Source organism: Pseudarthrobacter niigatensis (assembly GCF_030812615.1).
Taxonomy (GTDB): domain Bacteria; phylum Actinomycetota; class Actinomycetes; order Actinomycetales; family Micrococcaceae; genus Arthrobacter; species Arthrobacter niigatensis.
Genome location: NZ_JAUSTB010000001.1, coordinates 563,335 through 588,074, shown reverse-complemented (window position 1 = coordinate 588,074; position 24,740 = coordinate 563,335). Strand labels below are relative to the sequence as shown.

The 24,740-nt window shown below is 60.3% G+C and carries 23 protein-coding genes and 1 pseudogene; 14 read left to right on the top strand and 10 right to left on the bottom strand.

From position 1 onward, the window contains the following. The 5 genes from J2T23_RS02755 to J2T23_RS02735 all read left to right on the top strand — a co-directional run bounded on the left by J2T23_RS02755 (position 1) and on the right by J2T23_RS02735 (position 5,366). Positions 1-2,454 (top strand): beta-glucosidase family protein, encoded by a 2,454-nt coding sequence (locus J2T23_RS02755; protein WP_307356898.1) that lies wholly within the window; start codon positions 1-3, stop codon positions 2,452-2,454. Positions 2,455-2,516: 62 nt separating this feature from the next. After that, positions 2,517-2,741, top strand: coding sequence for a hypothetical protein (locus J2T23_RS02750; RefSeq protein ID WP_307356896.1), 225 nt, complete (start codon positions 2,517-2,519; stop codon positions 2,739-2,741). Between the two features lie 52 nt (positions 2,742-2,793). Then, entirely contained in the window at positions 2,794-4,302 is a 1,509-nt protein-coding gene (locus J2T23_RS02745; RefSeq protein WP_307356894.1) for a sulfatase family protein, read from the top strand. Between the two features lie 318 nt (positions 4,303-4,620). Next, a complete protein-coding gene (locus J2T23_RS02740; protein WP_307356892.1) occupies positions 4,621-5,016 on the top strand; it encodes a YidH family protein in 396 nt (131 codons plus the stop codon). Between the two features lie 2 nt (positions 5,017-5,018). Continuing rightward, the gene (locus J2T23_RS02735) at positions 5,019-5,366 is read left to right on the top strand and encodes a DUF202 domain-containing protein (RefSeq protein ID WP_307356890.1); all 348 of its coding nucleotides are present in this window, start codon (positions 5,019-5,021) and stop codon (positions 5,364-5,366) included. A gap of 375 nt (positions 5,367-5,741) precedes the next feature. Here J2T23_RS02735 and J2T23_RS02730 read toward each other — a convergent pair whose 3' ends face one another. After that, positions 5,742-6,416: a DUF3037 domain-containing protein gene (locus J2T23_RS02730; protein WP_307356888.1), complete on the bottom strand. Its 675-nt coding sequence runs from the start codon at positions 6,414-6,416 to the stop codon at positions 5,742-5,744. After that, positions 6,413-8,059, bottom strand: coding sequence for a sensor histidine kinase (locus J2T23_RS02725; protein ID WP_307356886.1), 1,647 nt, complete (start codon positions 8,057-8,059; stop codon positions 6,413-6,415). The genes J2T23_RS02730 and J2T23_RS02725 overlap by 4 nt, the downstream gene beginning before the upstream one ends. A 70-nt stretch (positions 8,060-8,129) precedes the next feature. On the opposite strand from J2T23_RS02725, the gene J2T23_RS02720 reads away from it, so the two are divergent. From J2T23_RS02720 to J2T23_RS02695, 6 genes are all read left to right on the top strand, one after another. Continuing rightward, positions 8,130-9,104 carry a Bug family tripartite tricarboxylate transporter substrate binding protein gene (locus tag J2T23_RS02720; RefSeq protein WP_370871416.1) on the top strand — a complete coding sequence of 325 codons (975 nt, stop codon included), beginning with the start codon at positions 8,130-8,132 and terminating at the stop codon, positions 9,102-9,104. 76 nt (positions 9,105-9,180) lie between these two features. After that, positions 9,181-9,945: an amino acid ABC transporter ATP-binding protein gene (locus J2T23_RS02715; RefSeq protein ID WP_307356882.1), complete on the top strand. Its 765-nt coding sequence runs from the start codon at positions 9,181-9,183 to the stop codon at positions 9,943-9,945. Between the two features lie 55 nt (positions 9,946-10,000). Beyond that, a complete protein-coding gene (locus tag J2T23_RS02710; protein WP_307356881.1) occupies positions 10,001-10,867 on the top strand; it encodes a glutamate ABC transporter substrate-binding protein in 867 nt (288 codons plus the stop codon). 9 nt (positions 10,868-10,876) lie between these two features. Further along, complete coding sequence (locus J2T23_RS02705) at positions 10,877-11,521, top strand: amino acid ABC transporter permease (RefSeq protein ID WP_307356880.1); 645 nt, start codon at positions 10,877-10,879, stop codon at positions 11,519-11,521. Next, positions 11,518-12,378 carry an amino acid ABC transporter permease gene (locus J2T23_RS02700; protein WP_307356878.1) on the top strand — a complete coding sequence of 287 codons (861 nt, stop codon included), beginning with the start codon at positions 11,518-11,520 and terminating at the stop codon, positions 12,376-12,378. Before J2T23_RS02705 ends, J2T23_RS02700 begins: the two co-directional genes overlap by 4 nt. A 129-nt stretch (positions 12,379-12,507) precedes the next feature. Continuing rightward, the gene (locus tag J2T23_RS02695) at positions 12,508-12,774 is read left to right on the top strand and encodes a hypothetical protein (protein WP_307356876.1); all 267 of its coding nucleotides are present in this window, start codon (positions 12,508-12,510) and stop codon (positions 12,772-12,774) included. Positions 12,775-13,302: 528 nt separating this feature from the next. Here the strand turns inward: J2T23_RS02695 and J2T23_RS02690 are convergent. From J2T23_RS02690 to J2T23_RS02670, 5 genes are all read right to left on the bottom strand, one after another. After that, positions 13,303-14,055, bottom strand: coding sequence for an SDR family NAD(P)-dependent oxidoreductase (locus J2T23_RS02690; RefSeq protein ID WP_307356874.1), 753 nt, complete (start codon positions 14,053-14,055; stop codon positions 13,303-13,305). 9 nt (positions 14,056-14,064) lie between these two features. Then, positions 14,065-15,240 carry a serine hydrolase domain-containing protein gene (locus J2T23_RS02685; protein ID WP_307356872.1) on the bottom strand — a complete coding sequence of 392 codons (1,176 nt, stop codon included), beginning with the start codon at positions 15,238-15,240 and terminating at the stop codon, positions 14,065-14,067. 71 nt (positions 15,241-15,311) lie between these two features. Continuing rightward, positions 15,312-16,154, bottom strand: a complete 843-nt coding sequence (locus tag J2T23_RS02680; protein ID WP_307356870.1) for an SDR family NAD(P)-dependent oxidoreductase — start codon at positions 16,152-16,154, stop codon at positions 15,312-15,314. Positions 16,155-16,274: 120 nt separating this feature from the next. Beyond that, complete coding sequence (locus J2T23_RS02675) at positions 16,275-17,168, bottom strand: NAD(P)-dependent oxidoreductase (protein WP_307356868.1); 894 nt, start codon at positions 17,166-17,168, stop codon at positions 16,275-16,277. Further along, complete coding sequence (locus tag J2T23_RS02670) at positions 17,161-17,574, bottom strand: carboxymuconolactone decarboxylase family protein (protein ID WP_307356866.1); 414 nt, start codon at positions 17,572-17,574, stop codon at positions 17,161-17,163. Before J2T23_RS02670 ends, J2T23_RS02675 begins: the two co-directional genes overlap by 8 nt. 170 nt (positions 17,575-17,744) lie before the next feature. Here J2T23_RS02670 and J2T23_RS02665 point away from each other — a divergent pair, with 170 nt between their 5' ends. Further along, entirely contained in the window at positions 17,745-18,452 is a 708-nt protein-coding gene (locus J2T23_RS02665) for a GntR family transcriptional regulator (protein WP_307356864.1), read from the top strand. A gap of 26 nt (positions 18,453-18,478) precedes the next feature. Here the strand turns inward: J2T23_RS02665 and J2T23_RS02660 are convergent, their stop codons facing one another. The 3 genes from J2T23_RS02660 to J2T23_RS02650 form a co-directional block, all read right to left on the bottom strand. Then, positions 18,479-19,285 (bottom strand): N-acyl homoserine lactonase family protein, encoded by an 807-nt coding sequence (locus tag J2T23_RS02660; protein WP_307356862.1) that lies wholly within the window; start codon positions 19,283-19,285, stop codon positions 18,479-18,481. 162 nt (positions 19,286-19,447) lie between these two features. Beyond that, on the bottom strand, positions 19,448-20,818 hold the full coding sequence (locus J2T23_RS02655) for an MFS transporter (protein ID WP_307356860.1): 1,371 nt from the start codon (positions 20,816-20,818) through the stop codon (positions 19,448-19,450). Between the two features lie 772 nt (positions 20,819-21,590). Then, complete coding sequence (locus J2T23_RS02650) at positions 21,591-22,625, bottom strand: DUF4192 domain-containing protein (protein ID WP_307356858.1); 1,035 nt, start codon at positions 22,623-22,625, stop codon at positions 21,591-21,593. Positions 22,626-23,062: 437 nt separating this feature from the next. On the opposite strand from J2T23_RS02650, the pseudogene J2T23_RS19840 reads away from it, so the two are divergent. After that, positions 23,063-23,242, top strand: a pseudogene (locus tag J2T23_RS19840) (DUF4236 domain-containing protein); the annotation flags it as partial. A gap of 216 nt (positions 23,243-23,458) precedes the next feature. Then, entirely contained in the window at positions 23,459-24,712 is a 1,254-nt protein-coding gene (locus tag J2T23_RS02645; protein ID WP_307356856.1) for an HIRAN domain-containing protein, read from the top strand. Positions 24,713-24,740 lie beyond the last annotated feature (28 nt).

The following is a 24,740-nucleotide window of genomic DNA, read 5'->3' as shown; positions in this document are numbered from 1 at the left end:
ATGTACACCCTTACCGTCGACCAGCGGATTGACGCGCTGGTTCAGGAGCTCACGCTTGAGGAGAAAGTTCAGCTGCTGACAGGCCGTGATTTTTGGACGACGTGGCCGATGGAAAAGATCGGGCTGCGGCCCATTCTGGTGTCGGATGGTCCTAGCGGTGTCCGCGGCGAGGTGTGGGATGAGCGCCAATCATCCATGAACTTCCCGTCCGCGACGGCAATCAGCTCGTCCTGGGATCCTGCCATTGCCGACAGGCTGGGTGCCGCTTCCGCCGTCGAGGCCCGCCGGAAGGGTGTGGACGTCGTCCTGGGTCCCACCATCAACCTTCACCGCTCACCCCTGGGCGGCCGGCACTTCGAGGCCTTCAGCGAAGACCCTGTGCTGACGGCCGAACTCGCCGCCGCCTACGTCGCCGGCACCCAGCGCAACGGGGTGGGAGCAACCCCTAAGCACTATGTCGCCAACGATTCCGAAACCGACCGGTTTACCGTTGATGTGAAAGTCGACGAGCGTCCCCTGCGCGAGCTGTATCTCCTCGCATTCGAAAAGGCCATTGTCGACTCCAAGGCATGGCTCGTCATGAGCGCCTACAACGCCATCAACGGCACCACCGCAACCGAAAACCAGCTCCTGGAAACACCGTTGAACAGTGAGTGGGGATTCGACGGTGTCGTCATCAGCGACTGGACGGCCGTACGCAGCATCAACAGCGCCAACGCCTCCCAGGACCTCGCGATGCCCGGCCCGGACGGGGCCTGGGGCGACGAGTTGGTCTCCGCCGTCCAATCAGGACAAGTCCAGGAAGCCGCGATTGACCGGAAAGTGTTCCGTATCCTGCAGCTCGCCGCGCGGGTCGGCGCCCTCGAAGGGTTCGAACCGGTGGCCGCAGAGCCCGTAGACCGGGAAGATCCCATAGCCTTTGCCCGGGAAGCTTCCGCGGCCGGCACCGTGATGGTGAAAAATGACGGCGTGCTGCCGCTGCATCCTGCGTCCGTCGCCAAGGTCGCGGTCATCGGGCACAACGCCCGCTTCGCCCGCACCCAGGGCGGCGGGTCGGCCACTGTCCTTCCGGAAAAGGTCGTCACCCCATTGGACGGGATCCGGGAGGTTTTCGGAACGGACAAGGTCAGCTACAGTGTGGGCGCCGTCGTTCAGGAAGGCATCGCCGAACTGCCCTTGGAAAGAATGACCAACCCTGTTACCGGTGCCCCGGGTGCGCGCGTGACATTCGTGGATGACGGCGGTGCGGAGCTGTTCGCCGAGGACCGGCGTTCCACCGCTCTGGTCTGGTTCGGCGGAGACGCCCCGATCCAGGCCTCCGCCTTGGTCCAGATCCACACGATCTACGCCCCGGAAGAAAGCGGCACACTCAATATCGGGTACGCGACAGTAGGCCACGGAAGGGTCTTCATCGACGGAGCCCTTCAGTACGAGGGAACCACTGAAGCTGAAGGAACAGATCTCGCGGCCGCCTTCCTCGCACCGCCATCGATCTCCACCCCCGTCCAGGTAACTGCCGGTGTACCAGTTGAAGTGAAGGTGGAGCTCGACACCGCCGACCGCACCGGTGCCCTTGCCAACGCCCTCGGCATCACCGTCGGAATCGAACCAGACACATCCAATCCCGAGGCCCTCATTGCCGAGGCCGTGGAAGCCGCCCGCTCAGCCGACATCGCCGTCGTCGTCGTCGGCACCAACTCCCGGGTCGAATCCGAAGGCTACGACCGCTTCTCGCTGGAGCTGCCAGGGCTACAGGACCGCCTCGTTCAGGCCGTCGCAGCCGCAAATCCCCGGACAGTGGTCATCGTCAATTCCGGCTCCCCGGTCCTACTGCCATGGCGCGACAAGGTCGCCGCGACCCTGATTGGCTACTTCGGCGGACAGGAATTCGGCCACGCCCTGACGGATGTCCTCACGGGCGTTAGCGAACCCGGCGGAAGGCTTCCCACCACCTGGCCTGCCACCCAGGACGACGTGCCCGTTATCAACGTGAGCCCGGATGCAGATGGCACCCTGACCTACGACGAAGGCATCCACGTCGGTTACCGTGCCTGGCTCAAGACCGGCAAGACCCCCGCCTATGAATTCGGGTACGGCCTCGGGTACACCAGCTGGAACCTGGCCGCAGCGGACGCCCCTGAACAGGCCGCACCAGGGACCGGCCTGCCTCTGACAGTCGCCCTGACCAACACAGGGAACCGGGCCGGCAAAAATGTAGTCCAGATCTACGCCGAAAAGCACGACTCAGCCGTTGACCGCCCCATCCGATGGCTCGTTGCCTCCGCCCCCGTGTGGGCCGAATCCGGAGAAACGGTTGAGGCAACCATTAATGTCCCGACCCGCCTGCTGGCGTACTGGGATAACGGATGGACCTACGAACCGGGCGAGTACATCCTGCGAATCGGCACTTCCGTCACCAACCTTCCGATCACCAAGCGCCTCCGGCTCACCTGAACCCGGGGAGAATGGCAGTGAGCCACGTCATGGAGAGATACCAATCGATGCAACCCTCGGGCATGCACGCCAGCGGTGGGGGAGAGCGGCTGACCGGCATGCTGGAGGTCAACGTCTCCGAAGCCGCAGAACTGGACCGGGCGCTGGAAGAAGCCATTGCGGTAATCACCAAAGCCGCGACGCAGCACCATATGGGAATCATGGTCACCCGAACCGGCGTGGGCAGATACATCGTCAGGGCCCACCCCGCCGTCCCCTATGGCCTTGTCCGGCAACAACACGGATAAGCAAAAGTCCCGCGACTGCACCAGCACCCCACCACGTATGAAAGGAAGAGAGATGTCGAAGACGAACATCATCTTCATCATGTCCGACGACCACGCCGCACACGCCATCTCGGCATACGGCAGCCGGGTCAACCAAACCCCGCACCTGGACCGCATCGCCCAAGACGGCATGCGCATGGACGCCGTGTACTGCACGAACTCCATCTGCAGCCCCTCTCGTGCGTCCATCCTCACCGGAACCTACAGCCACATCAACGGCGTATCGTCAATCTGGACAGAAATGGACTACCGGGTGCCCACGTTCGTGGACGTACTCCATCACAAGGGCTACAAGACGGCGCTTTTTGGAAAGTGGCATCTGGGCGAACACGGCAAAGCTTTGCCCCGGGGATTCGATGCGTGGAAGATCTTTCCAGGGCAGGGTGACTATGTAGACCCGGAAATGATCGATGAGAACGGAAGCACGACAGTTCCCGGGTACGCCACAGACATCGTCACCGATCTTTCCATCGACTGGCTGGACGGGCTGACCGGTGAGGAACCGTTCTGCATGCTCGTGCACCACAAAGCGCCACACCGCCCATGGATTCCCGACGAGAAGCACAAGCACCTCTACGCCGATGGGCAGATCCCGGAGCCTGAAACGTTCTTCGACGACTACGCCACGCGCAGCCAAGCTGTACGGAACGTCCACATGACCATCGCCGACGACATGGGGGCCGAGGACATCAAGACCGAGGTCCCCGAGGAACTGCGCGGACCCGAAAACCGGGAAGCACGCATGCGGTGGAAATACCAAATCTACATGCGTGACTATCTTCAGTGCATCCAGTCCATCGACGACAACGTCGGCCGACTCCTGAACCACCTCGACGAGCGAGGACTGACCGAAAACACCCTCGTCGTCTACACCTCCGACCAGGGGTTCTTCCTCGGCGACCACGGCTGGTTCGACAAGCGGCTGATGTTCGACCAGTCCCTCCAGATGCCGATGCTGATGAAATGGCCTGCCGAAATCACTGCCGGCAGCCGCTGCGAGGCAATTATCACCAATGTTGACTTCGCGGCTACTTTCCTGGACATTGCGGGAATCAACGCCGGCGACGCGCTCCCAACATCACAGGGCCGCAGCTTCCGGCCCCTTCTGCGGGGCGAGGACATCGACGATTGGCCCGATGCGGCCTATTACCGGTACTGGGAACACGACGATCCCATTCACGCCGCCCCCGGCCACTACGGCATCCGCACCGCGGACTACAAGCTCATCCATTACTACAACGCCGGACTGGCCGTGCCAGGCTCCTCAGATCGTATATACGACGCAGAATGGGAACTATACGATCTCCGAAACGATCCCACCGAAGTCCGAAATGTAGCCGACGACCCCAGCTACACCCGTATCCGGTCCGAGCTCGAACAGAAACTCGCCGAATACCAGCAGCACTACCAGGATGAACCGTATAAAGGACCCGGAACGCCTCACCCGCAGTGGGGCCCTCATGACGAAGGAACACTCGAACGCGTCGAAAAGTACGTGGAAGCGCTTCGGGCATCCAGCTGAAGATCCATTGGAACCAGGCCGGTCAGTCCCGAGGGGACTGACCGGCACCCGTCGTAGTCATATGGGTCCCACGGAACCCGAGCCTAGGAACATCCAGAACCATGTCCACCACACCCCCAGAAGAATTTAGAATCCCACCCTTTGCCGTGTTTGCCGCCCTCCAGTGGGGTGTGAGGCTCTTTTCGTGCAGCCGACGTGAGCGGGCACGGAGGTTCCTTGCACTGCTCCTCCCTTCCGAACGGGGACCCGGATGGCCACAAGAAATTTCGCTTCGCCATCCCAAAGCCACAAGCAGCTCGAGGAAGGATACAAGGGCACATGAACCACACCCCTGCCGCTCCCGAAGGGCACAGAGCATTCTCTGACAGGCTTCTTCGAGGAGGCGATGAACCCGACCCCAGATTCAGCCTGGCAAACGAGCGGACCTTCCTGGCCTGGATTCGCACCTCACTAGCGTTACTCGCTGGCGGTATTGCGGTAGAGGCGTTCATGGCCGACCTGTTCGGACCAGAACTGCGGAAGAGCTTGGCTATCCTCTTACTAGGCTTAGCGCTGCTCCTTAGCGGCGGCTCATTCTTTCGCTGGGTCAACATCGAGCGAGCCATGCGGCAGAAGGCACCGTTACCGATGCCGTGGATCGCCCCGCTCCTGGCAATCGGCGGCGCCGTGGCCGCCGGCATGATGGTCGGCTTCGTGATACTGAGGCAAGACTAGCAATGCGACAAAAACGGCAGCTTCCGGTTCACAGCGACGTCGGACTCCAGCCAGAGAGGACAGACCTAGCGTGGCGTCGGACCACGATGTCACTCATTGCGGCTGCGGCAGTCTTTCTGCGCTGGATACCCCACCACGGTTGGTTCGTTGGCACCCTCGTGCTGTCAGCCATTGCGACGGCCTTTGCCATAAGCCTGACCCACACACGGCGTTTCCGGCGGGCCGTACACGGGATCAACCATGACAGCATGCGATCAGACGCGTTGTCCCCCGCAGCTATCGCTGCCGCCGTCGCCGTCCTGGCCACCTTAGGGATCTACACCGTTCTTTTTCTACCCCTTGAGCACTAATTCCAAGTTGAAGAGTTCTTGGGCGCCAAAAGCCGGGTAGCACGGGGCGAAGTCTTGCGTTGGTGTCAGAGTGGCCCGGAATTCAGATTCACTGACAGTGGCTCACGCTGATATCAGATCCCACCCTAACAGTCCTAGTCAGGAAACCTGTGTTCGAGAGACAAGAAGTCGCCCTAATAACCAAAGAATCTGGCCTGGTGAAACTTGCTTGCGCTACGGCCGGGCGATGGCACCTTCGCGGACTCCTCTAACCGTGAGAGAACAAGATCGAAGTCCTCTGACAGGCCGTACTTGCCCTGCTCAGGCAGCCGGACGTCAGGTTGGGGTGTATTTCAAGGAGCCAATGAGGTCAGTTTGCCTTCATCTAGGTGGACTTCATCGGCGGCGATATTTGCGTTCTGGCCGTCCGGCTCTGCCGTACTCCAGTCGCACGTTCGCGCGCCCGGCATCGACGAAGTATTCGAGGTAGCGCCTGACGCTGACACGGGATATCCCGAGAGCGTCTGCGCAGTCTGAAGCGGACATCTCGCTACCGGACCCGAGTAGCTCGGCTACGAGTGCGGCCGTCTCAGCACTGAGCCCCTTGGGCAGTCTGTGGACAACGTCCGAGAGTGGCGCTGCGGAGTACCCGAAGATTTTGTTGATGTCCTCTTGCCCGGCAGCGGCGGTTTGGTTAAGTGTTTCTGCCTGGTTGCGGAAGCGTTGGAGCTGTGCGGTCAAGTCTTCATATTCGAAGGGCTTGATGATGTAGTGGACAGCTCCTCCTTCCAGCGCATGTCGGACGCTGTTCGCTTCTGTCGCTGCGGTGATGACGATAACGCCCACGGGGATGCGCGAGGCACGCCATTCCCGAAGGAGGTCCAGACCGTTGGCATCTGGCAAGTGAACGTCCAGAAGAATCAGGTCAGGGTTTAGTTTTCTCACTGCTTCTCTTGCGGATTTACCATTATGCGCCGTTCCTACTACCTGGAAACCCGGCGTCTGGTTGACAAACCGGGAGTGGATGCCGGCCACTCTGAAGTCGTCTTCGACGACGAGGACATTGATCATGGGAGGACCGCCGAATGGGGGAGGGTTGCTTCAAAGACGGCCCCGGCCTCGTTACGTACTGTGACTGCTCCTTTTCGTTTGGCGCAGACGAGACGGACCAGAGCGAGCCCGACTCCGCGGCCGGCAGCGGGTGCTGGTTTGGTGCTGAAGCCGCGGGTGAAGATCCGTTGTTCGAGGTCCTCTGGTACTCCGGGTCCAGGGTCGCTGACTCTAATGGTGATCATGGAATCCCTGTCGCTGATGTGTACAAATACGGTGGCGTCTTCCAGCCCGGCGATGGCGTCGACGGCGTTGTCGATGAAGTTTCCCAGCACAGTGATGGCGTCGGCGGCCAGTGATGGTTCGAGGGGGTCGAGATGCGATTCGTTGTCGAGCCGTAGTTCAATGCCTGATTCTTCGGCGAGGCTTATTTTTGCCACCAGCAGCGCGGCAACTGAGGAGTCCCTGATGTGGCGCGCTATTTCCCCGTTAATTTCGGCGCGGCGCCTGGTCAGTGCCCGGATGAACGTTTTCACCTCCGTGAAGTCTCCCAGCTGGAGCATGCCTGACACGGTGTGCAACTGGTTGTAGAACTCGTGCGTTTGGGCCCGGAGCGTTTCGGTGATGCTCTGGTTGGCCGCCAGTTGGCTTTGCAGTTCGGCCAACTCTGTTCGGTCACGCAGAGTCGTGACCGTTCCGATTGGCCTGCCCCGGCTGCCGACAGTCCTGCGGTTCAAGACCAGCAGCCTCGACCCGCTCACGGCCATTGTTTCCTCTGCATTCGTCGTTCCCAGCAGTAATTCCCTGATGTTGTCCTCAAGTGGCAGCTCCTGGGCACGTTTGCCAACCGAATCGCCCTGCAACCCCAACAACTCGGTGGCTGGCTGGTTCAAAAGGGTGACCCTTCCATCAGGCCCGACACCAATGACCCCTTCCCGAATGCTGTAGAGCAATGCCTCACGGTTGTCGGCGAGTTCGGCGATCTCCTCCGGTTCCAAGCCTCTGGTGCGCCGCCGGATAAGCCGGGACAGCAGCCACGAGCCGGCAACGCCAAGCGCCGCACCCATGCCAAGGAAGAACATCAGGTCTGGCACCGCAGCTGCCAGTGCACTTCCGAAGGCGGGGTAGTCTTCCGCTACCAGGGCCAACCCGGTAACCGTACCGTCAGCTTTCAATACCGGGACACGCGCCGCAATGGTCTGCCGGCCGCCGAAGGTGAGGTCGCCGGTCCATGAGCGCCCCAGCGCGGCCCGTGATGCCGCTACATCCACCGCATCCCCGACAGTTTCCGGCTCGGAGGAGGCAAGAACAACGCCCTTTGGATCTGTCACTGCGACGATCGAGGCCCCGGAAAGGGCACGCGCCTTGTCCACGTCTGGGGCGAGGATGACCGATGCCTGCGCTGCGGAGATGTCGTCACGGACGACCGGGGTGGAGGCCAGGTTTTCGGCGATGGCAAGCATCCTTTGGCCGTGGACGTCGACGAAGTCGGCCCGCGATTGGGCCACCGAAACCATCGTTACGGCCAGCAGGACGATGGTGATCACCCCAAGCTGCAGCAGCAGGAACTGCCGTGACAGGCTTAGGCGGCGTCCCGGCCTGAACGTGACCACAAAGACCACAACCTTCATTGATTCGCTAACAGTGACAGGCCCTCGTGGCATGAGTCACGCTTTGATAGTAGCCACGTCACACAGAGGACGGCGCACACACCACAAGGAGGTGAGGACCATGATGACACTGCACAAAGCTGTCCGTGTCATTGCCCTCACCATCCTCCTGACGCTCAGTGCGTGTGGAACCTCAGCTCCGGCAGCGACACTGGTAAACCCGACGCGGATGATGGTCCCTAACACCCCGGGTGGGGGTTATGACATCACCGCCCGGGTCGCGGCCCGTGTCATGGAGGATGCAGGGATTTCCGGGCACATGGAAATCTTCAACGTTCCGGGTGAGGGTGGCAGTGTTGCCCTGGCCCGTTTGATGAATGAAACCGGAAACCGCGGCCTGGTGATGATGATGGGCCTCGGGGTGGTTGGCTCAAGCTACGCCAACGGTTCCAGGATCAAAGTCTCCGATGCCACCCCCGTGGCCAAACTCCTCGAGGAACCCGAGGGGATCCTCGTTCGGGGAGACTCTCCCTACCGAACAGTGGGGGACCTCGTTGCTGCATGGAAGGCCTCCCCACATTCGGTCACGGTGGGGGGAGGGTCGGCCATCGGTGGTCCCGACCACCTGTTTCCGATGGAACTCGCACGTGCGGCGGGCATCAGGCTCACCGACGTGGCCTATCAGCCCTATTCCGGAGGGGGCGAGCTGCTGCCGGCCCTGCTGGGCAGCAAGATTGCTTTTGGAACTTCCGGCATCGCCGAGTACGAGGAACAAATTGCCTCCGGGCAGCTGCGGGTCCTTGCTGTATCAGGCCAGGACCGGCAGCCTGGCATCAGCGCACCGACTCTGCGCGAATCCGGAATCGACTTGGCCTTCACAAACTGGCGTGGACTCATGGCCCCGCCAGGGCTCTCCGATTCAGACCGGAAAAGGCTCACCGAAGCGCTCACCCGACTGCACGAATCGCAGGCCTGGAAGCAAGCCCTCGCGGACAACGGCTGGGAAGACTCCTTCACCACAGGGGCCGACTTCGACGCTTTCCTCAAACAACAGGAAAGCACAGTCGCCAGCACCCTCACCGAGCTCAATCTTCACTAACCACTGAAGCACGGACGCCATCATCGAGCGGTTCACCGCTCAGGAAACGCACCACAACCACGACAGGAAAAACCCCATGCCCGAAAACACCTCAACCCAGCACGCGGACAGCGACATCGTTGTTGAACTCCGCGCCGTGGACAAGCACTTCGGCCCTCTTCATGCCCTTCGAAACATCAACCTGCGGGTCAACCGGGGTGAAGTCGTCGTCGTCCTTGGCCCCTCCGGCTCCGGCAAATCGACCATGTGCCGCACCATCAACCGCCTCGAAACCATCGACAGCGGCGAGATCCTCGTCGACGGAGCACCCCAGCCCGCCGAAGGCAAGGAGCTGTTCAAGTTCCGTACCGAGGTGGGTATGGTCTTCCAGTCGTTCAACCTGTTCGCCAACCGCACCATCCTGGACAACGTCACGCTCGCACCACGAAAGATCCTCGGGCAAAGCAAGACCGACGCCGAACGCAGGGCCCGCGAACTGCTGGACATGGTGGGCATCGGCTCCAAAGCCGGCTCCTACCCCGCACAGCTCTCCGGCGGCCAGTCACAGCGCGCAGCCATCGCCAGAGCCCTGGCGATGGAACCAAAGGTCATCCTGTTCGACGAGCCAACGTCAGCACTGGACCCCGAATCCACCCAAGACGTGCTGACCACCATGCGCCAGCTGGCCGAACGCGGCACCACAATGGTCGTCGTCACCCACGAAATGTCCTTCGCCAGGTCCTGCGCGGACCGGATCATCTTCATGGCAGACGGGGCAATCATCGAGTCAGCTGACCCGGAAACGTTCTTTTCCGCCCCAAGCAGCGAACGCGCCCGCAGTTTCCTCTCCTCCGTTCACTAACCCACCCACATCAGACGACGGCATAGACGCCCGCGCCCAATCCAAAAGGACAATCATGAAAAAGCTCCGAATCCTCGCCCCCATCGCCATCGCAGCCACCCTCGCCCTGGGCGCCACCGGCTGCGGGAATTCAACAGCTCCCGCCGCCAGCAGCCCGGTCGAGAGCTTCCCGGCCGGCACCACAATGGCCAAAATCCAACAACGCGGGAAAATCATTGTGGGTGTGAAATTCGACCAGCCCATGTTCGGCGTCAAGAACCCTGTCACGGGCGACATGGAAGGCCTCGACATCGAACTGGCAAAGCTCCTCGCCAAGGATCTCACCGGCAGCGAAGACAACGTCGAATATGTCGAAGCCGTGACAGCCAACCGCGAAGCGTTCCTTCAACAGGGCAAGGTGGACGCGATCCTTGCCTCCTACGCCGTTACCGACGAGCGGAAAAAGGCCGTTGCCTTCGAAGGCCCGTACCTTGAAAGCGGCGTCTCCACCATGGTCCGCAACGACGACTCGTCCATCTCAAACAAGGACGACCTCAATGGCAAGCCGGTCTGCACCACCACCGGCGCGCGGGCAGCGCAACTCCTGCCCACCCTGGCGCCCCAAGCAAAGCTCACCCTGTTCGGCACCTACAGCGAATGCGCCCAGGCCCTGAAGCAGAAGCGCGTTGACGCCGTCGTCACCAACGAATCACTCCTCCTGGGCCTGATGGACCAGAACAAGGGTGACTTCAAACTCGTCGGCGACTACATGGCAAGCGAGGAATACGCCATCGGTTCGGCCAAGGACGACACCGCGTGGCACGACTACCTTGACGGCTTCCTGAAGAAGATCGAAGACAACGGTGAGTGGAAGAAGGCCTACGACAACACCATCGGAACCGTCAAGCCTTCCGATGTCACCCCGCCCCACGTCACTCTCTAAGGACCGCTCATGTCGTTTATCTCCGGCTATGTCGCTGACTTCACCAGTGGGGTCTTGATCACCCTGGAACTTACGGTGCTGGGTTGGGCCGGGGCGCTGGTTCTGGGAACCCTCCTGACCGCCATGCGGGTCAGTCCCATCCGCACCCTTAACGCCGCAGCAGCGACGTATGTAACAATCTTCCGGAACATTCCGTTGCCGGTGCAGATGGTCCTGTTCGTTTTCGGCCTGCCGCTGCTGGGCATTCAATACCCTTTGTTCGCTTCAGCGGCCATCGTCCTGGTCATCTACACCGCACCCTTCGTCAGTGAAACCCTCCGGTCAGGCCTGAACACGGTTTCCACCGGTGAACTCGAAGCCCTGCGTGCGCTCGGGTTCGGTCCGCGCCCGGCCATGCAGCACGTCATCCTGCCCCAGGCGTTCGGGACCGTCATCCAGCCACTGGGCAATGTGCTGATCACCATGATCAAAAACACCTCTGTCGCCGCGCTGGTTGGCGTCGCGGACCTCACGTTCGCCACCAATAAAGCAGCTGTGGACGAAGCCCAGCCGTTCCTGATCTTCGGCGGAGCCGCCATCAGCTACCTGCTGATCGGCCTCATCGTCGGCCGGCTCGTGGGCGTTCTTGACCGAAAGGCGGCGTTCAGCCGATGAGTACAAAACCACTCTTTGATACACCAGGACCACGGGCGCGGCGACGCCACACTGTGATTGAAATCGCCTGCATCGCCCTGATCGCGTTCGGCCTGTACGAGGCCTACGAGATGCTCGATGTCCACGGCGAATTCAGCCAGGCAGCGTGGAAGCCCTTCACCCAACCAGGCCTGTGGGTCCTCCTCGGACAGGGCCTGCTGAACAACCTCCAGGCAGCAGCCGTCGGCATGGTCCTCTCCATGCTCTTTGGCACCTTGCTCGCCTTCGGGTTGCTCTCGCGCAGCGCGCCGATAAGGATCGCCTGCAGAATATTCACCGACGTGTTCGCCAGCGTTCCCTTGCTGCTGCTCCTGTACTTCACCTCGCTGGTCCTGCCGACCTATGGCCTGAAGCTCCCGGACTTCTGGTTCCTCGTCATCGCCCTCACCCTGTTCAGCAGTGCAGTCATTGGAGACCTCCTACGGTCAGGTATCCGGGCCATTCCCCATGGTCAGACCGAAGCGGCCGAAGCCCTTGGTTTCTCCGGGTTCCGGACAATGCAGTTGGTGCTGCTGCCCCAAGCACTGCGCTCCATGAGCCCGGCCCTCGTCAGCCAGATGGTGATTCTTTTCAAAGGCACAGCACTGGCCTACGTGCTCGGCGGATACATCGAGCTTCTGCGAAGCGCCACCGTCATCGGCACCTACTACAGCCGCTCACTGCTGCAGGCCCAAATCGTGGCAGCCGTCGGCTTCATGCTGGTCAACATCGCACTCGGACTGCTCGCCACCTGGTTAGCCCGCCGTCAACGCCGGCAGAATATCGCAGAACCCCGCCCAGACAACCTGGAAGTGTCAGCGGAACTAAGCTCCAGATAGCAGCAAAAAGCAACAAAGTAGGGGACCATCCCGCCCGGGGCGGTCCCCTACTCGCTAAGCCAACACCCGGACAGGACCGCCAGTGGCATCCCCTTGTCCATAACATGCATCAGCCAGAGAGAGCGGACTGTGACCACGCACCAGAATCCCGTCCCCAACATCACCCAACGACTGGCGCCGGTCCCCAACTGGACAAAACTACGTCACGGTGAGGAAGTAACCATCCGTCAGAACGGCGAATTTGTCGCCTCAGGCCACGTCGACATGATGGCCATTGATGGAAGTATTCTTTGGCTCATCAAAAACGACGGCCACGGCCGTGCCCTGTTCCTGCACCGCGACGGTGTCCAAATATTCAAACGCCCCATCCCAGCTACTTCTACTCCCATTCCCTAAAAGCCGATAATGGAGATTCTGTAAGGCTGGGGGAGTGGGTGGGCTTTGGAGTGTGCTGGCAGAAGTTGCCGCGGCAACCGGGGCCGACCGGCTATCAGCGTTGCCACGTGCTGGCTCGCAGCTGCGCCAACCGTGAGGGGGAAGCCAGCGCTAAACGCGTTCGCGACCACCTTCGCGGGCAGGTTCGAAAGAACCACTCACTAATGAAAACCGGTCAGACCCCACACACCGTTCATCGGACAGTCCCGGCATACAGTGTCTGCTCTGGAGGCGTTCATTTCGACGCGACGGACCCTCCCCGTCGAAAATGACAGGGAGGGTTCGTGGGGCGCTGCGAGATGCTCCACCCGGTGCCCATGGAATGCTCTAGTCGAGAGTTCGCAATTAGCACCGGGACTTTTTCTGCTGCCGCCGTCCCCGGAGCAAGACTGCCTGAGGCCGGTCACAGCCCAAGATTGAGGAACCGCCAGCCACAGCACAAATGTCAAAGGGTTGCCGTGGCGGCTACTTCGGAGTAAGCCCCCGGTTCTAGGACACAGTAAGCCCGCCGTCCACTGTCAGCAGGTGTCCGTTGATGAAAGATGCATCGTTGGACGCTAGGAAGGAAACCGCGCTGGCGAGGTCGTCCGGGGCCCCCAGCCTACCGAGGGGCGTCTTCGCCCGGCGAAGTTCGTAGCCTTCCTCATCCACAAGGGCGCGGGCTCCTTCTGTCGGCACGGCGCCTGGGACGACTGCGTTGACTCGAATTCCCTGTCGTCCCAGTTCGCTGGACATCTGCCAGGTCAGGCTGGAGACGGCGCCCTTCACTGCGGCGTAGATGCCGGCGTCGCGGGTGGCCCGGACGGCGGCTGGTGAGGAGACGTTCACGATGCAACCGGATCCGCGTGCTGCCATGAGGGGAGCAGCGGCCTGGATCATCCAGATGACGCCTTTCAGTCCGACGCCGAGCATCCTATCGATGTCTTCCTCGGTCATTTCGACCAGAGGCCCGTAACGGATCCACATGGCGTTGTTGACCACGACATCGAGCCGCCCAAGCCGTTCAGCAACTTCTTGAGCCCAGTCCTGGACTTCGGCCTTATCCGCTACGTCGAGACAGACGCTTTCAGCGGAGCCGCCTGCCTCTTTGATCTCTGCCGCGACGTTCCCGGCAGTGGCTCGGTCTACGTCGGCCACTATGACGTGAAACCCGTCTTTTCCGAGGCGATGGGCGATGGCGGCGCCGATGCCGCGTCCCGCCCCGGTGACAACGGCAACCTGTAGTTGAGACAGATTTTCCATGCTTCTCCTTTACAGTGAGGCGTAAACGGCGTCGATGAGACGCCTTGCCCGAGGTCCGTTTGTTCCCACTTCGTGCATTTTGTTGATGGCGTAGCCGAAGGACACCTGCTCCACCGGGTCGGCGAATCCAATGGAGCCGCCAATGCCGTGGTGGCCGAACGCTGCATCATGAGGGCCCATATAGACAGCGTCAGGCGAGTTGAGCAGCAGGCCGAGTCCCTGGCGGTAGTTCCGTTCCTGGACGATCTCGATCATGTTGTGCTGCATTTCGGCAAAGCGGCGGACAGTGTCTGGCTTCATGATCCTCACGCCGTCGATGGTTCCCCCGTTGGCCATGGCAGCGTAGATGCGGGCAACAGCCCGGCCATTTCCGTGCCCGCTGGCACTGGCAATCTCGGCGGTTCGCCATTCGGCAGAGTTGACCATCTTTCGCCAGGGCCAGTCCGGGTTTTGCGCCAGTGCCAGCACCCGGAGGGAATCCGGCGCCTCGGCGTCGCGGGCAGCGATCAACCGCGAGCGGTCATTCGGTAGGAGGTCGCTGGTTCGGGAGAACTCCGTCTCGGGCAGCCCCATCCAGTAGTCGGCCCCGAGCGGGTCTGTAATTTCGCTTCGAATGAACTCACCGATTGGTGTCCCGGTTACTCGGCGTACGAGTTCGCCGAGAATGTAGCCCTGTGTTTGAACGTGGTAAGCCGCAACCGTGCCGGGTTCCCAGAGGGGGCGGGCACGTTCCAACGCTTTGACCATCGCTTCACGATCAAAGGTCGCACCTGGCCAGAGGGGTTCATCGACCAGGGCGGGGAGACCTGCCCTATGATCCAGCACCCAGCGCAAGAGGATAATTTCCTTACCGTTCTGGCCGAATTCCGGCCAATAATTGGCTACGGGTTTGTCAAGGTCGAGCTGGCCGCGGTCGACCAGAACGGCGATCGCAATGGCTGAGATGCCCTTGGCCACGGACATCATGCAGACAAGAGTGTCCTGGGTCCAGGGCTTCATGCGAGCGTCGTCGGTCCAACCACCCCACAGATCGACGACCGTATTGCCGGCCACAGTTACATGCAGTGATGACCCGAGCTCGTCGCCTTGCCGGTAGTTCTCGAGGTACGCGTCCACCACCTTGCCGAACCTGTCGTCCACCCAACCCTGGACGGGTGGATTGTCGGCCTGCTTCTCAATTTTCATTTAGGTCTCCAGTTTAATACGTCAATGTATAGGGCGTATTTGCCCCGGCTAAGGATTACCCTGCTTGCTACCTAGCGGAGGATACGGGGGAGTGGCTGCTGATCTCCGGTCATCCATTCAAGTCGTCTTTTTACTGAATCCAGCGCCAATTGTCGGTGTGTGAGGACATAGAAGCTCTGGTCGCGGATAGCGGAGACGACGCTTTCGGCAACCGTGGATGGGTCCAGACCGTCCCGCTCGGTAGCCGACCGAATGCCGTCTACTACCTCTTTACGCAGCGGGTGCTCCGTACCCGGCAGACCTTCGGGACGGTTGCGTTCAGAGTCAGTCATCCGGGTTTTCACACCACCAGGAAGGATGATCGAGACCCCAATCTGCGGGTCGCTCTCGGCCAGCTCCACTGCAAGGTTTTCAGTAAACCCCAGGACGGCGAACTTTGATGCGATGTACGGCGCCATCGTCCTCATGCCCGAGTTGACGGCCGCAAGGGACGCTGTGTTCACGATGTGCCCTTCACCGGCAGCGCGCAAGGCAGGGAGGAATGCCCTGCACCCGTTCACCACTCCAAAAAAATTCACGTCCATCACCCAGTGCCAGGCGCCATCGGGAATGTCTTCGAAAGGGCCTCCAGCGTCAACACCTGCATTGTTGCAGAGGACGTGGACCGCCCCGAACGTTCGCAGGGTGAGGTTAGCCAGGTTTTCAAGGTCCTCAGGGTCCCGAACATCTACGCGGCGGCCGACAGCGTCAACTCCACGTGCCTGAAGTTCCGTGACCGCCTGCTGCAGAGGTTCGTTTTCAACATCGGCGAGGACAACGCGCATTCCCTCATCGGCGAACCGTTCCACCATTGCGCGCCCGATTCCGCTCGCGGCCCCGGTAACAACCGCTACCCGCCCGGAAAGATCCTTCATAGCTCTCCATTCTCAACCGAGACGCTCCGGGCGCCTGGGTGGATATTTTGCAGCTCTGCCTGTACCTACCGCCGAACCGAGCTCCAGCTGCAGACGGTACGGTGGGTCCTGCTTAGGGGCTCAGGAAGCTCTTACCTCAAGCCCGAGGTCCTGCTCCATCGGCCGGATAATTGCTGTGTGATCTGCGCCAGCTTCCAGACGTGAATTAAGGTCTTTCCATCTGGCGGCCACTGCCTCACTGATCGGGGCTTCCATCTCAAGCGCATGTTCCAGGTCCACAGCGATACGGACATCCTTCTCAAGCAGAGAAGCAGAAAAACCGGAATTGAATGTGCCGGGCAGAACATAGTTGGGCAGCTTCAATTCGCTCGATCCACTGCGCCCGCTCGATGTGTTCACCACGTCGAGGAACACGGAGGGCTGGACACCAAATTTCCGCGCGGCCAGGACTGCTTCGTTGGTTGCCAGCAGGTGCGTGGCGGAGAGCAGGTTGTTCAGGGCTTTTACGGCATGTCCGGCCCCGACCTCTCCAACGTGGATGATGCGGCTTCCAAGCAGCGGGAGGAATGCGTGTGCCCGTTCAACGTCGGCTGCTGCGCCTCCCACCATCAAGGTAAGATCGCCGGTCTTCGCACGGGCAACGCCTCCAGAGACAGGAGCATCCACAACTGCAACGCCGAAGCCAGCGCATCGCTTTGCAAGGGACACTGTGCGGTCTGGAATTGAGGAGCTCATATCAATAATGAGCGAGACCAGGCGTCCGGGTTCATCGCACAAGGTTTTGACGACGCTGTCCACAATGTCGCTGGAAGGCAACATAAGGATGACGGTTTCGCAGGTCGCAGCAATTTCTGCTGTTCCGGTAGCGACGGTCAGGCCGTCGGATGCGGCTGCCTGACGAACGGATTCCGAAGCGTCGAAAACAACAACGTTCATACCGGCGTTGGCCAGAAGCGTGACCATCGGCCGGCCCATGTTTCCCAGACCGATGAATCCGACCGCAGCGTCACTCATGCGTATCAATGCCCATCTCAGTGAGAACGCGCTGTGCGGTGCGTGTGGCTTCAAGCGCGGCAGGGACACCGCAGTAGATGGTGGTCTGCAGGAGGGCTTCGCGGATCTCCTCCGGCGTCAGGCCGTTGTTGATCGCACCCTTTACATGAAGTGCGAGCTCCTCCATTTTGCCCAGAGCGGTAATCATTCCCAGGTTGATGAAGCTGCGCTCACGCAGGGAGATGGTATCGCGGTTCCAGAGATAGCCCCAGCAGTACTCGGTCACGAGTTCCTGGAGGGGTTTAGAGAAGGCTGTGGCGTTCCCCAATGACCTGTTGACATGTTCGTCGCCGAGCACCTGCCGCCGCATGGCTTCGCCCTTTTCATAACGGCTTTGCTCGACTTGGGTCAGATCGTGCGATTCCATCAGGACTCCTTCGTCGTGTTGTATGATAGCTACTAGATGCTATCAGACAATGTATACCAGACACCTGGTGAATGGGTGGCAGTGTTTACTGTTAGAGGTGCTTGGTTGTCCGCTAGTTTGAATTGGAAGCTACTGCTCCTGGTTGAGGAGCTCATGAAGGGGTTACCGCGATGACTATGAGTGAGATGCAAGTCCTGCGCCACGCACCAATCCGTGAGCAAGTAGCTTCCATTCTTCGTAATGCAATAGTTGAGATGCGCTTCGCGCCAGGACAGCTCCTGATAGAGCGTCAGCTGTGCGAGATGACGGCGGCCAGTCGCGCCTCCGTCCGGGAAGCTTTACGGCTCCTTGAGGCGGAAGGTCTTGTTGAATCTCAAAACGGCAAAGGTACGCACGTTTCAGTCGTTAGTCCGGAGCTCGCTGGCCAGGTTTACGTCATCCGCGCCAACCTCGAAGGTCTGGCCGCTGAACTCTTCACTCTTAACGCCGATCAACAGGAACGAGAGCGGTTTTTCGCAGCCGTCGATGAACTGGCAACCGCAGTTGAACAGTCAGCGGGAGCTGACCATACCCACGAGCTGCTGCAGGCCAAGAACCGGGTCTATGAAGCCTTGTTCAACGGTACACATAATCCCATCCTTCAACAGATGGTGGAGATGCTTCAGCGGCGTGTCACCCAACTGCGCGCGCTGACGCTTGCGCAGCCCGGACGCCCACAGTCGAGCCTCGCGGAAATTCAGGAGATTCGATCGGCTATCGAAAACAGAAACGCTTCAGCCGCTCGGGCCTTGGCTTCAGATCATGTGAAAACGGCAGCCGGGATAGTTCTTGGCGCACTCAAGAACTCCCCTCAAACGAACGACTCAATGTCTTCCTGACCTCAGGAAGACATTGCCGGCGGACCTCAACCGATGCGGACAGCATGGCCCGCCAACGCCCCCTCCACCGGCGGGAAGTTTCCCAGCACTGAAGGTTCGTGACCTGGTACAACGATGGCACCTTGTCCTTGCCACTCACGCAGTTTGGCGAGGCCTCGAAACAAGCCGATAAGATCCGTATTGTGCTTGAACGGCATGTCGGCCTCGAGTTCCTCGGTCAGATGGCAGGCATCGGACGATAGGACCACCCGCCCTGCCGCCGTCTCGATAACTACTACCAGTTGCCCGGGAGTATGTCCCACGAAAGGCACCACAGTCACACCCGGGGCAATTTCCCGTGGAGCATCGACCCAGACAACGCGGTCCGATTCAGCAACTTGCCGCAGCCGCGCCAGGTCGGCATCGTCAACCACTGCCTGAAATTCACTATGGCAAGAATCGGGACCAAGCCAAAAAGCCGTTTCCGCCGGGTGCAGATATACGGGCTGGCTGGGGAACAGATCCAAATTTCCGATGTGATCGTAATGCGCATGCGTGACCACAAGATCGACGTCCGAATCAGGAGAAATCCCCAAGGCCTCCAGCGCCTCAGAGGGTGGGATAAGCACCTCACGCCCGCGTCGCTGAGCACCATCAGAGGAGTAACCGGTATCTACCACGATCGTGCGTGATCCGCTCCTGAGAATCCAGATCCAGTAAGCAAGCTCGAGTGGGCCATCCGGTTGACCGTACCCTGAATAATTTAGATAAAAGTCCCCGCGGGTGGTCAGCAGCCGTCCATGCCGAACGGCTATCACCTCCCAAGTCTGGTGGGTTGCCGCTGCACTTGGCATGAATGTCCTTTCGCTGGCCTTGGTCTTAAAGCGATGAACTACATGGGCGTGGTGCGTCCCAGACCTAGGACACACCACGCTCATGCCGGGGAAGTCACGGATACAAAAATCCGCGCCAGACCCGGCAGGCTAAATGGAGGTAAGTCTTGCTGGCAACGTGCTTCAGCTGTGCGCTTTGCCGACTGCGTGACCATCTTCTAGTTTCAAGTCAGTTTCGCTCACACGACCGGATTTTCGCAGCCCGATCGTCGTGACCGCCAAGGATGCGACTGCTGACGGGACGGCAAGCATCGACAGGATAGTAACTCCGCCGAAACTCGCCGCAATCAAGACTCCACCTATCAGGGGCCCCACGATCGACCCTATTCGTCCTGCACCAAACGCCCATCCAAGACCCGTTGCGCGAATACTGGTGGGATATAGTGTGCCGGCGAAGCCGGCGAGACTTGCCTGACCGGCTTGAACGAAGAACCCTGCGAAGCAAAGAACCACAAGCAGGAGTCCCGGGGAGCCACTCACTAGCGGCATGCAAAGGAAGGTTACGAAGGCGCCCGCATAGGCGCCACCGAGAACCAGTTCAGGCCGCTTGACCTTGTCAGCGGTGAACCCTGATAGAAGCGCCCCCAGAACCATAGCCATGTTGTAAATCGAAGTTCCGATAAGTGCGAAACTGGCCGTAAATCCAGCCCCTGCCAGGATGGTCGGCAGCCAGTTGGCGCCGAAGTAAAGCACCAGAAGGCTCATGAAGAAGGTCAACCAGAGGAGGGCTGTCAAGACTGCACGTTTGCGGTCGAAGAGTGCGGCCAAAGAAGCCCGGCCGGTCTTCTCCTCTGCCAGCACGAATGTCGTGCCATCCGACACGTTCTGACCGGTAATGCGTATCATCAAACGTCGCACGGCTTCCTGATTCCCGGCCAACGTGAGGAACCGAACCGACTCAGGGACTCCGAACAGTACGCCGAGGCCGGTGACGAGAGTTATAAGTCCTCCGGCGATGAAAACACCATGCCACCCGGTCAGGGGAACAAGCCAGGCAGCAAGGAAACCTCCGAGAACACCGCCCAATGAGAAGCCGGAGATCGCTATCGTAGCGGTGAACAAGCGACTCCGCTGCGGGGAGAATTCGGATACGAGTGCAATCAGGTTAGGCGTCAAGGCCCCTACAGCGGCCGAGGTCAAGAATCGAAGCGCGATCAGCCACTCCATAGACCCCGCCCCGGCCGTAGCGAACATGGTGACCGTGATAAGGGCGAGGCCCGCCAAAGTTACCGGCCGCCGGCCCAACCTGTCACTCAGAGCACCAACAAGGAGGCTGCCCACAAGCAGGCCCGCCACCCCGACGGTGGCGGCCGTGGTGAATGCCCCCGGGGGGACCTTCCATTCTGCAGACAGAGAAGGGATCGCAAATCCAAGAGCTTGCGCGTCGAAGCCGTCGACAATCAAAACTGCGGTGCAAATGACCAGAATCCGAATCTGGAAGCCGGACATCCGCGCGCGGTTTATAGTCTCGGCAACATTGATGCTTAAGGACACATGAATTCCTTTCGTCCTCATTGAGGAAAGGGCGGCTGCGCCGCGCTACAGGGCTAAGTCGGAGGTGTGAGCTCCAACACCATATGCTAGCAGCAATCCTTCAGCAGACAACAGCTATCAGACAACATATAGCTGGCAGAGGCGATTTGTAGAAGATGGAAGACCACGTCCCTAGGCAGCTTCCGACGAGAACCGCCAGCCATTCCCTGCGCGGGGGAGGGGAGGAGGCGACGCAGTGCGAGGGGCGCAAGACGCCTCAGAAATGAAAGGCGCTGGCATCGAGCCAACGCGCACGTTAAATATTGCACCGGTATCCTGAAGCCCAAGGCTCAGAGACAAGCCCCGCCGTGACGCCGAACGGCGTCTCATTCACCCCCCCGTTCACGACTTGCTGGCTGCGCCGAGCCCAGGCATTCTGGCTTTCGGGGGCCCTGATTCTGCTCTTGGGCCGAAGTCCGAAAGACGGGGCAAGAGTCAGACTGAAGTTACCTTGAGTTGAGGTACTGGACGAATGTTTACGGAGTGAGTGAGTTGCCAGTCGCGACTCAAGGGGAGCAGTTATGCGTGCTGTTTTAAGTACCCAGCAAAGGGTCCGGCGACGGCCGGAAAACACGCCACCTTAGGGCTTCTTTTCCCCTTCTCCAGAGAGCCGATAACCGACGTTCCGTCAACCTGATCTGCTCGGTCGTTGAATGATGTCGGAGCCGTGGCTCGCGGTCTTGGCCAGCGGTAGGGAATCTCCACTGTCGCGGCGAGCGAATAGGGACAAGAATTACGGCATGTCGAACGGAAGAGCTTTGTAGGCCGTGTTCTTGTTCATGTTCCATCCTGCGACGATGCCGGAGCCGACCATTTGGTCGCTGAGGCGGGCGAGGCGGTAGGCGGGGTCTGTGTCGAGAGCGAGTTGGAGGAATTGATGTGCTTTGCTGCCTTTGCCTTCCCACCAGTTGATGTAGCCGATGGCGGTGAGGACTGGTGCTGCGTGTTCGGGGGAGGTGCGGGTGTAGGCGTGCAGGAGGAGTTGTTGTGCCCATTCTATGCGCGACCATTTTGGAGGTTCTTTAGTTTGGGCGAACAGGATCTGCTGCATGGGCTCGTCCATCCCTGGGATGTCCGCGATGAGCCGGTCGCGGATCGCGGGGAATTGCAGGTTCGCGACGAGTTCGTGGCAGTCCTCGTCGCTGGGAAAGTCAGTGGAGCGGAGCATGTCTGACCAGAGTTCCCGCCCGTGCTGGAGTGCGCTCTCGGTGGGTTGAGTCCTAATGGAGTCCATGTGGCTTTCGATGGCAGCCGCTTTCGCTGATTCCTGGCCGGCAGGGGCAAGTGTGATTAGGCTGGTGGGTTCAACGAAGCTGCCACGGTAAATAAATTCGGCGTTGATCGCGCTGGTCTGGGTGGAGCTGATGGGCAGGGCGAGGCTGGTGCCTGGTTTGCCGTCGTAGGGGGAGAAGGTTTCGTCTCCGACGATGAGGCCGTCTCGGATGGTGATGCCTTGTTCTGCGAGGACTCCTGTGAGCGCCGCGATGGTGCCGGCCTGCGGCCTGGCCTGCCCGGGTTGGCTGGTTTCGCTGGTGTAGACGGCGAAGAGGATGGACGTGGCGGTGGCGTCGCTGGTGAGGTAGTGGGCGACGGTGCGTGCGTAGGAGAGTTCCTGGCCTGGTTGGTGGGGGAGGTCGATACGGAGAGTGGCACCGATGCTGTTCTCGTTCATCGTGATGCAGACCAGACTTTCCTGGGGCCAGAAGCCCAGGGTGTGTCCGATGAAACTGAGGACATCCGATGGTGTTTTGATGGTGAGCTTTTCCATGGTCCCGTGTATCCCTTCATCCTTGGTGTTGCTGCTGTTTGTTCTGCGGTTGTTGGTTGTGTGCGTCGTTCTGGTAGGGGACCATCCGCTGGGTTGAGGGGCCGGAGTGCAACTTGGGGGACCGGCCCCGGGGCCGAAAAGTTCGTCGAGAACCAACCGACTCTGGGTTGGGAAGTTTTCGGTTCCGGGGTCGGCGCGGTAGCGCCCTGGTTGCGCGGAGGGTCCGCCCAGCGATCATGGGACATATCAGAATGACGAGCAGCGATGAGTTTTTGCTTTTCCATGGGTTTTGAAGATTGGGACCGCATGACTTCGGCGGTTATTGAGGGCGCTTGGGCTGCTTTGCAGCGGGGTGGAAATTTCACTTGGTGGCCGTTTGTTCCTGCACCGATTACTGATGCATACAATTTCTCTTACGAGGGGAACTGGCTTCTCGTATGCCAAATTTTGGGGGTACGGGTTTGGGGTTTCGTTACCGCAAGTCAAAGAGTTTTGGGCCGGTGCGGATCACCGCATCGAAGCGCGGATTGAGCGCAAGTGTTGGAGCAGGCCCCTTGCGGGTCACGAAGTCGGCAACGGGTCGCACAACAACTACGGTGAGGATCCCCAAGACGGGGGTCTCCTATTCGCCCAGCAGCTCCACCCGCCGTTCCACCCGGAATGCTGCCGTTCGGCGATCCGATCCTTCGCGTGGCCGCATCGATCGTCGAATCGTTAGCGACGAAACGTGGCGGCAGCTCTTGGCGCCGGATGGAACGCCGGCAGCATCGAAGTTCCAACGGAACTTCGTGCGTGCAGTCGTCGCCCGCGCAACTGGAACGCGCCCTAGCCTCATGCACCTGACCCAGGGACAGGCAGCAAACGTCCTTACCTTCGTCGGCGAAAGCCCGTCGAGGCTGAATGCGGGCGGTCGCGGGGTGCCACAGCTTGAGAAGGTCGGGACAGTTGCCCAGTGGACGATGCTCGGCTTGCTGCTGCTTATTGTCACAGTTTCTTCGCCTGCAGGGTTTGTGCTGGCAGCGGGCATTGTCGGGTTGATGTTCGTGCTGCGAAAGCGCCGTCGTGACCGCCAGGCTTGGGAGGACGCCACTTGGTCAGGGACTCTGAAGGAGACCGTCAGGGTCCCTGGTGACGGTATCGAAAATTTGGCTGCTGACGCTTCGCCCCAGCAGGTCTCGTCATACGTGGTGCCAGTGGAACCAAATGCAGCGGTCAATCAGCCTGCCTCCTCTACCAAGGGGAGTTATCTTGTCTCGCTTGGTCGCGCTGCGTGGCCGAACGTGGAAGTCGTTGGTGAGCACGCCTACGGCAAGGCAATCAAGGCGGCGCTCCGGGCCAATGGGGCCTTGTCCGCTCGAAGGACCGAAGGCGAAGCTGAAGGTGTTGGGGTTGAGTTGGTTGCCGAGCCGGACAACCCTCACGACGCTAATGCCATAAGTGTTCGGTGGCGAGGCCGGGTGCTTGGTTATCTCAGTCGTGAGGACGCTCTTCGCTATAAACAACCAGTCAGGAGAATCATCGCCAGCGGACTCCTGGCTGCAACAACCGCTCGTATTTGGGGCTACGACGACGGCGGCCAGCTCCGTGCACGCGTCACCGTTGCGCTGCCAGAACCGGAACTGATCGTTCCGCTCAACGAGGCCCCCGCGGGCTTGAGCACGCTCTTGCCGTGGGGATCAGGAATTCAGGTCCTGAAGGAAGAGAACCACTTCGACATACTGTTCAGCCACGTCCCAACTGAGGGTCGAGGCCTTTTGCTGGTCAGCCTGCACAAAGAGATCAACACGTTGAAGAACGGCACGCAGCGCCCGTTTGTCGAGGTACGTCTCGACGGCAAACGGGTTGGGGAACTCAGCAACGTCACGTCAGCACACCTGCTCCCGCTCCTCGAACACATAGAGGCAGTCGGTGAGACCGCCGTAGCCTACGCCAAGATCACGGGTTCTGCCCTCGCTGCACAGCTCGTCCTCCAAGCCGCTAAATCAACCGAGATCAGCAACGATTGGCTTTCCAGCGGCCCGCACCCTGCCCCGAAGCTCCTCCCGCTGGCCGCGAACTACGAGGTCCCGGCCGCATACGCAAAGTAGGGAAACTAAGCAAAGAAATCCCCAAGGA

Bases quoted from the DNA above. Each gene is read 5' to 3' on its own strand.
- J2T23_RS02645 (WP_307356856.1), top strand. From the start codon at position 23,459: ATGCACCTGACCCAGGGACAGGCAGCAAACGTCCTTACCTTCGTCGGC.
- J2T23_RS02755 (WP_307356898.1), top strand. From the start codon at position 1: ATGTACACCCTTACCGTCGACCAGCGGATTGACGCGCTGGTTCAGGAG.
- J2T23_RS02685 (WP_307356872.1), bottom strand. From the start codon at position 15,240: ATGAAAATTGAGAAGCAGGCCGACAATCCACCCGTCCAGGGTTGGGTG.
- J2T23_RS02745 (WP_307356894.1), top strand. From the start codon at position 2,794: ATGTCGAAGACGAACATCATCTTCATCATGTCCGACGACCACGCCGCA.
- J2T23_RS02680 (WP_307356870.1), bottom strand. From the start codon at position 16,154: ATGAAGGATCTTTCCGGGCGGGTAGCGGTTGTTACCGGGGCCGCGAGC.
- J2T23_RS02730 (WP_307356888.1), bottom strand. From the start codon at position 6,416: ATGATCAATGTCCTCGTCGTCGAAGACGACTTCAGAGTGGCCGGCATC.
- J2T23_RS02670 (WP_307356866.1), bottom strand. From the start codon at position 17,574: ATGGAATCGCACGATCTGACCCAAGTCGAGCAAAGCCGTTATGAAAAG.
- J2T23_RS02705 (WP_307356880.1), top strand. From the start codon at position 10,877: ATGTCGTTTATCTCCGGCTATGTCGCTGACTTCACCAGTGGGGTCTTG.
- J2T23_RS02660 (WP_307356862.1), bottom strand. From the start codon at position 19,285: ATGCCAAGTGCAGCGGCAACCCACCAGACTTGGGAGGTGATAGCCGTT.
- J2T23_RS02665 (WP_307356864.1), top strand. From the start codon at position 17,745: ATGACTATGAGTGAGATGCAAGTCCTGCGCCACGCACCAATCCGTGAG.
- J2T23_RS02720 (WP_370871416.1), top strand. From the start codon at position 8,130: ATGACACTGCACAAAGCTGTCCGTGTCATTGCCCTCACCATCCTCCTG.
- J2T23_RS02650 (WP_307356858.1), bottom strand. From the start codon at position 22,625: ATGGAAAAGCTCACCATCAAAACACCATCGGATGTCCTCAGTTTCATC.
- J2T23_RS02710 (WP_307356881.1), top strand. From the start codon at position 10,001: ATGAAAAAGCTCCGAATCCTCGCCCCCATCGCCATCGCAGCCACCCTC.
- J2T23_RS02715 (WP_307356882.1), top strand. From the start codon at position 9,181: ATGCCCGAAAACACCTCAACCCAGCACGCGGACAGCGACATCGTTGTT.
- J2T23_RS02750 (WP_307356896.1), top strand. From the start codon at position 2,517: ATGCACGCCAGCGGTGGGGGAGAGCGGCTGACCGGCATGCTGGAGGTC.
- J2T23_RS02735 (WP_307356890.1), top strand. From the start codon at position 5,019: ATGCGACAAAAACGGCAGCTTCCGGTTCACAGCGACGTCGGACTCCAG.
- J2T23_RS02740 (WP_307356892.1), top strand. From the start codon at position 4,621: ATGAACCACACCCCTGCCGCTCCCGAAGGGCACAGAGCATTCTCTGAC.
- J2T23_RS02675 (WP_307356868.1), bottom strand. From the start codon at position 17,168: ATGAGTGACGCTGCGGTCGGATTCATCGGTCTGGGAAACATGGGCCGG.
- J2T23_RS02725 (WP_307356886.1), bottom strand. From the start codon at position 8,059: ATGCCACGAGGGCCTGTCACTGTTAGCGAATCAATGAAGGTTGTGGTC.
- J2T23_RS02690 (WP_307356874.1), bottom strand. From the start codon at position 14,055: ATGGAAAATCTGTCTCAACTACAGGTTGCCGTTGTCACCGGGGCGGGA.
- J2T23_RS02700 (WP_307356878.1), top strand. From the start codon at position 11,518: ATGAGTACAAAACCACTCTTTGATACACCAGGACCACGGGCGCGGCGA.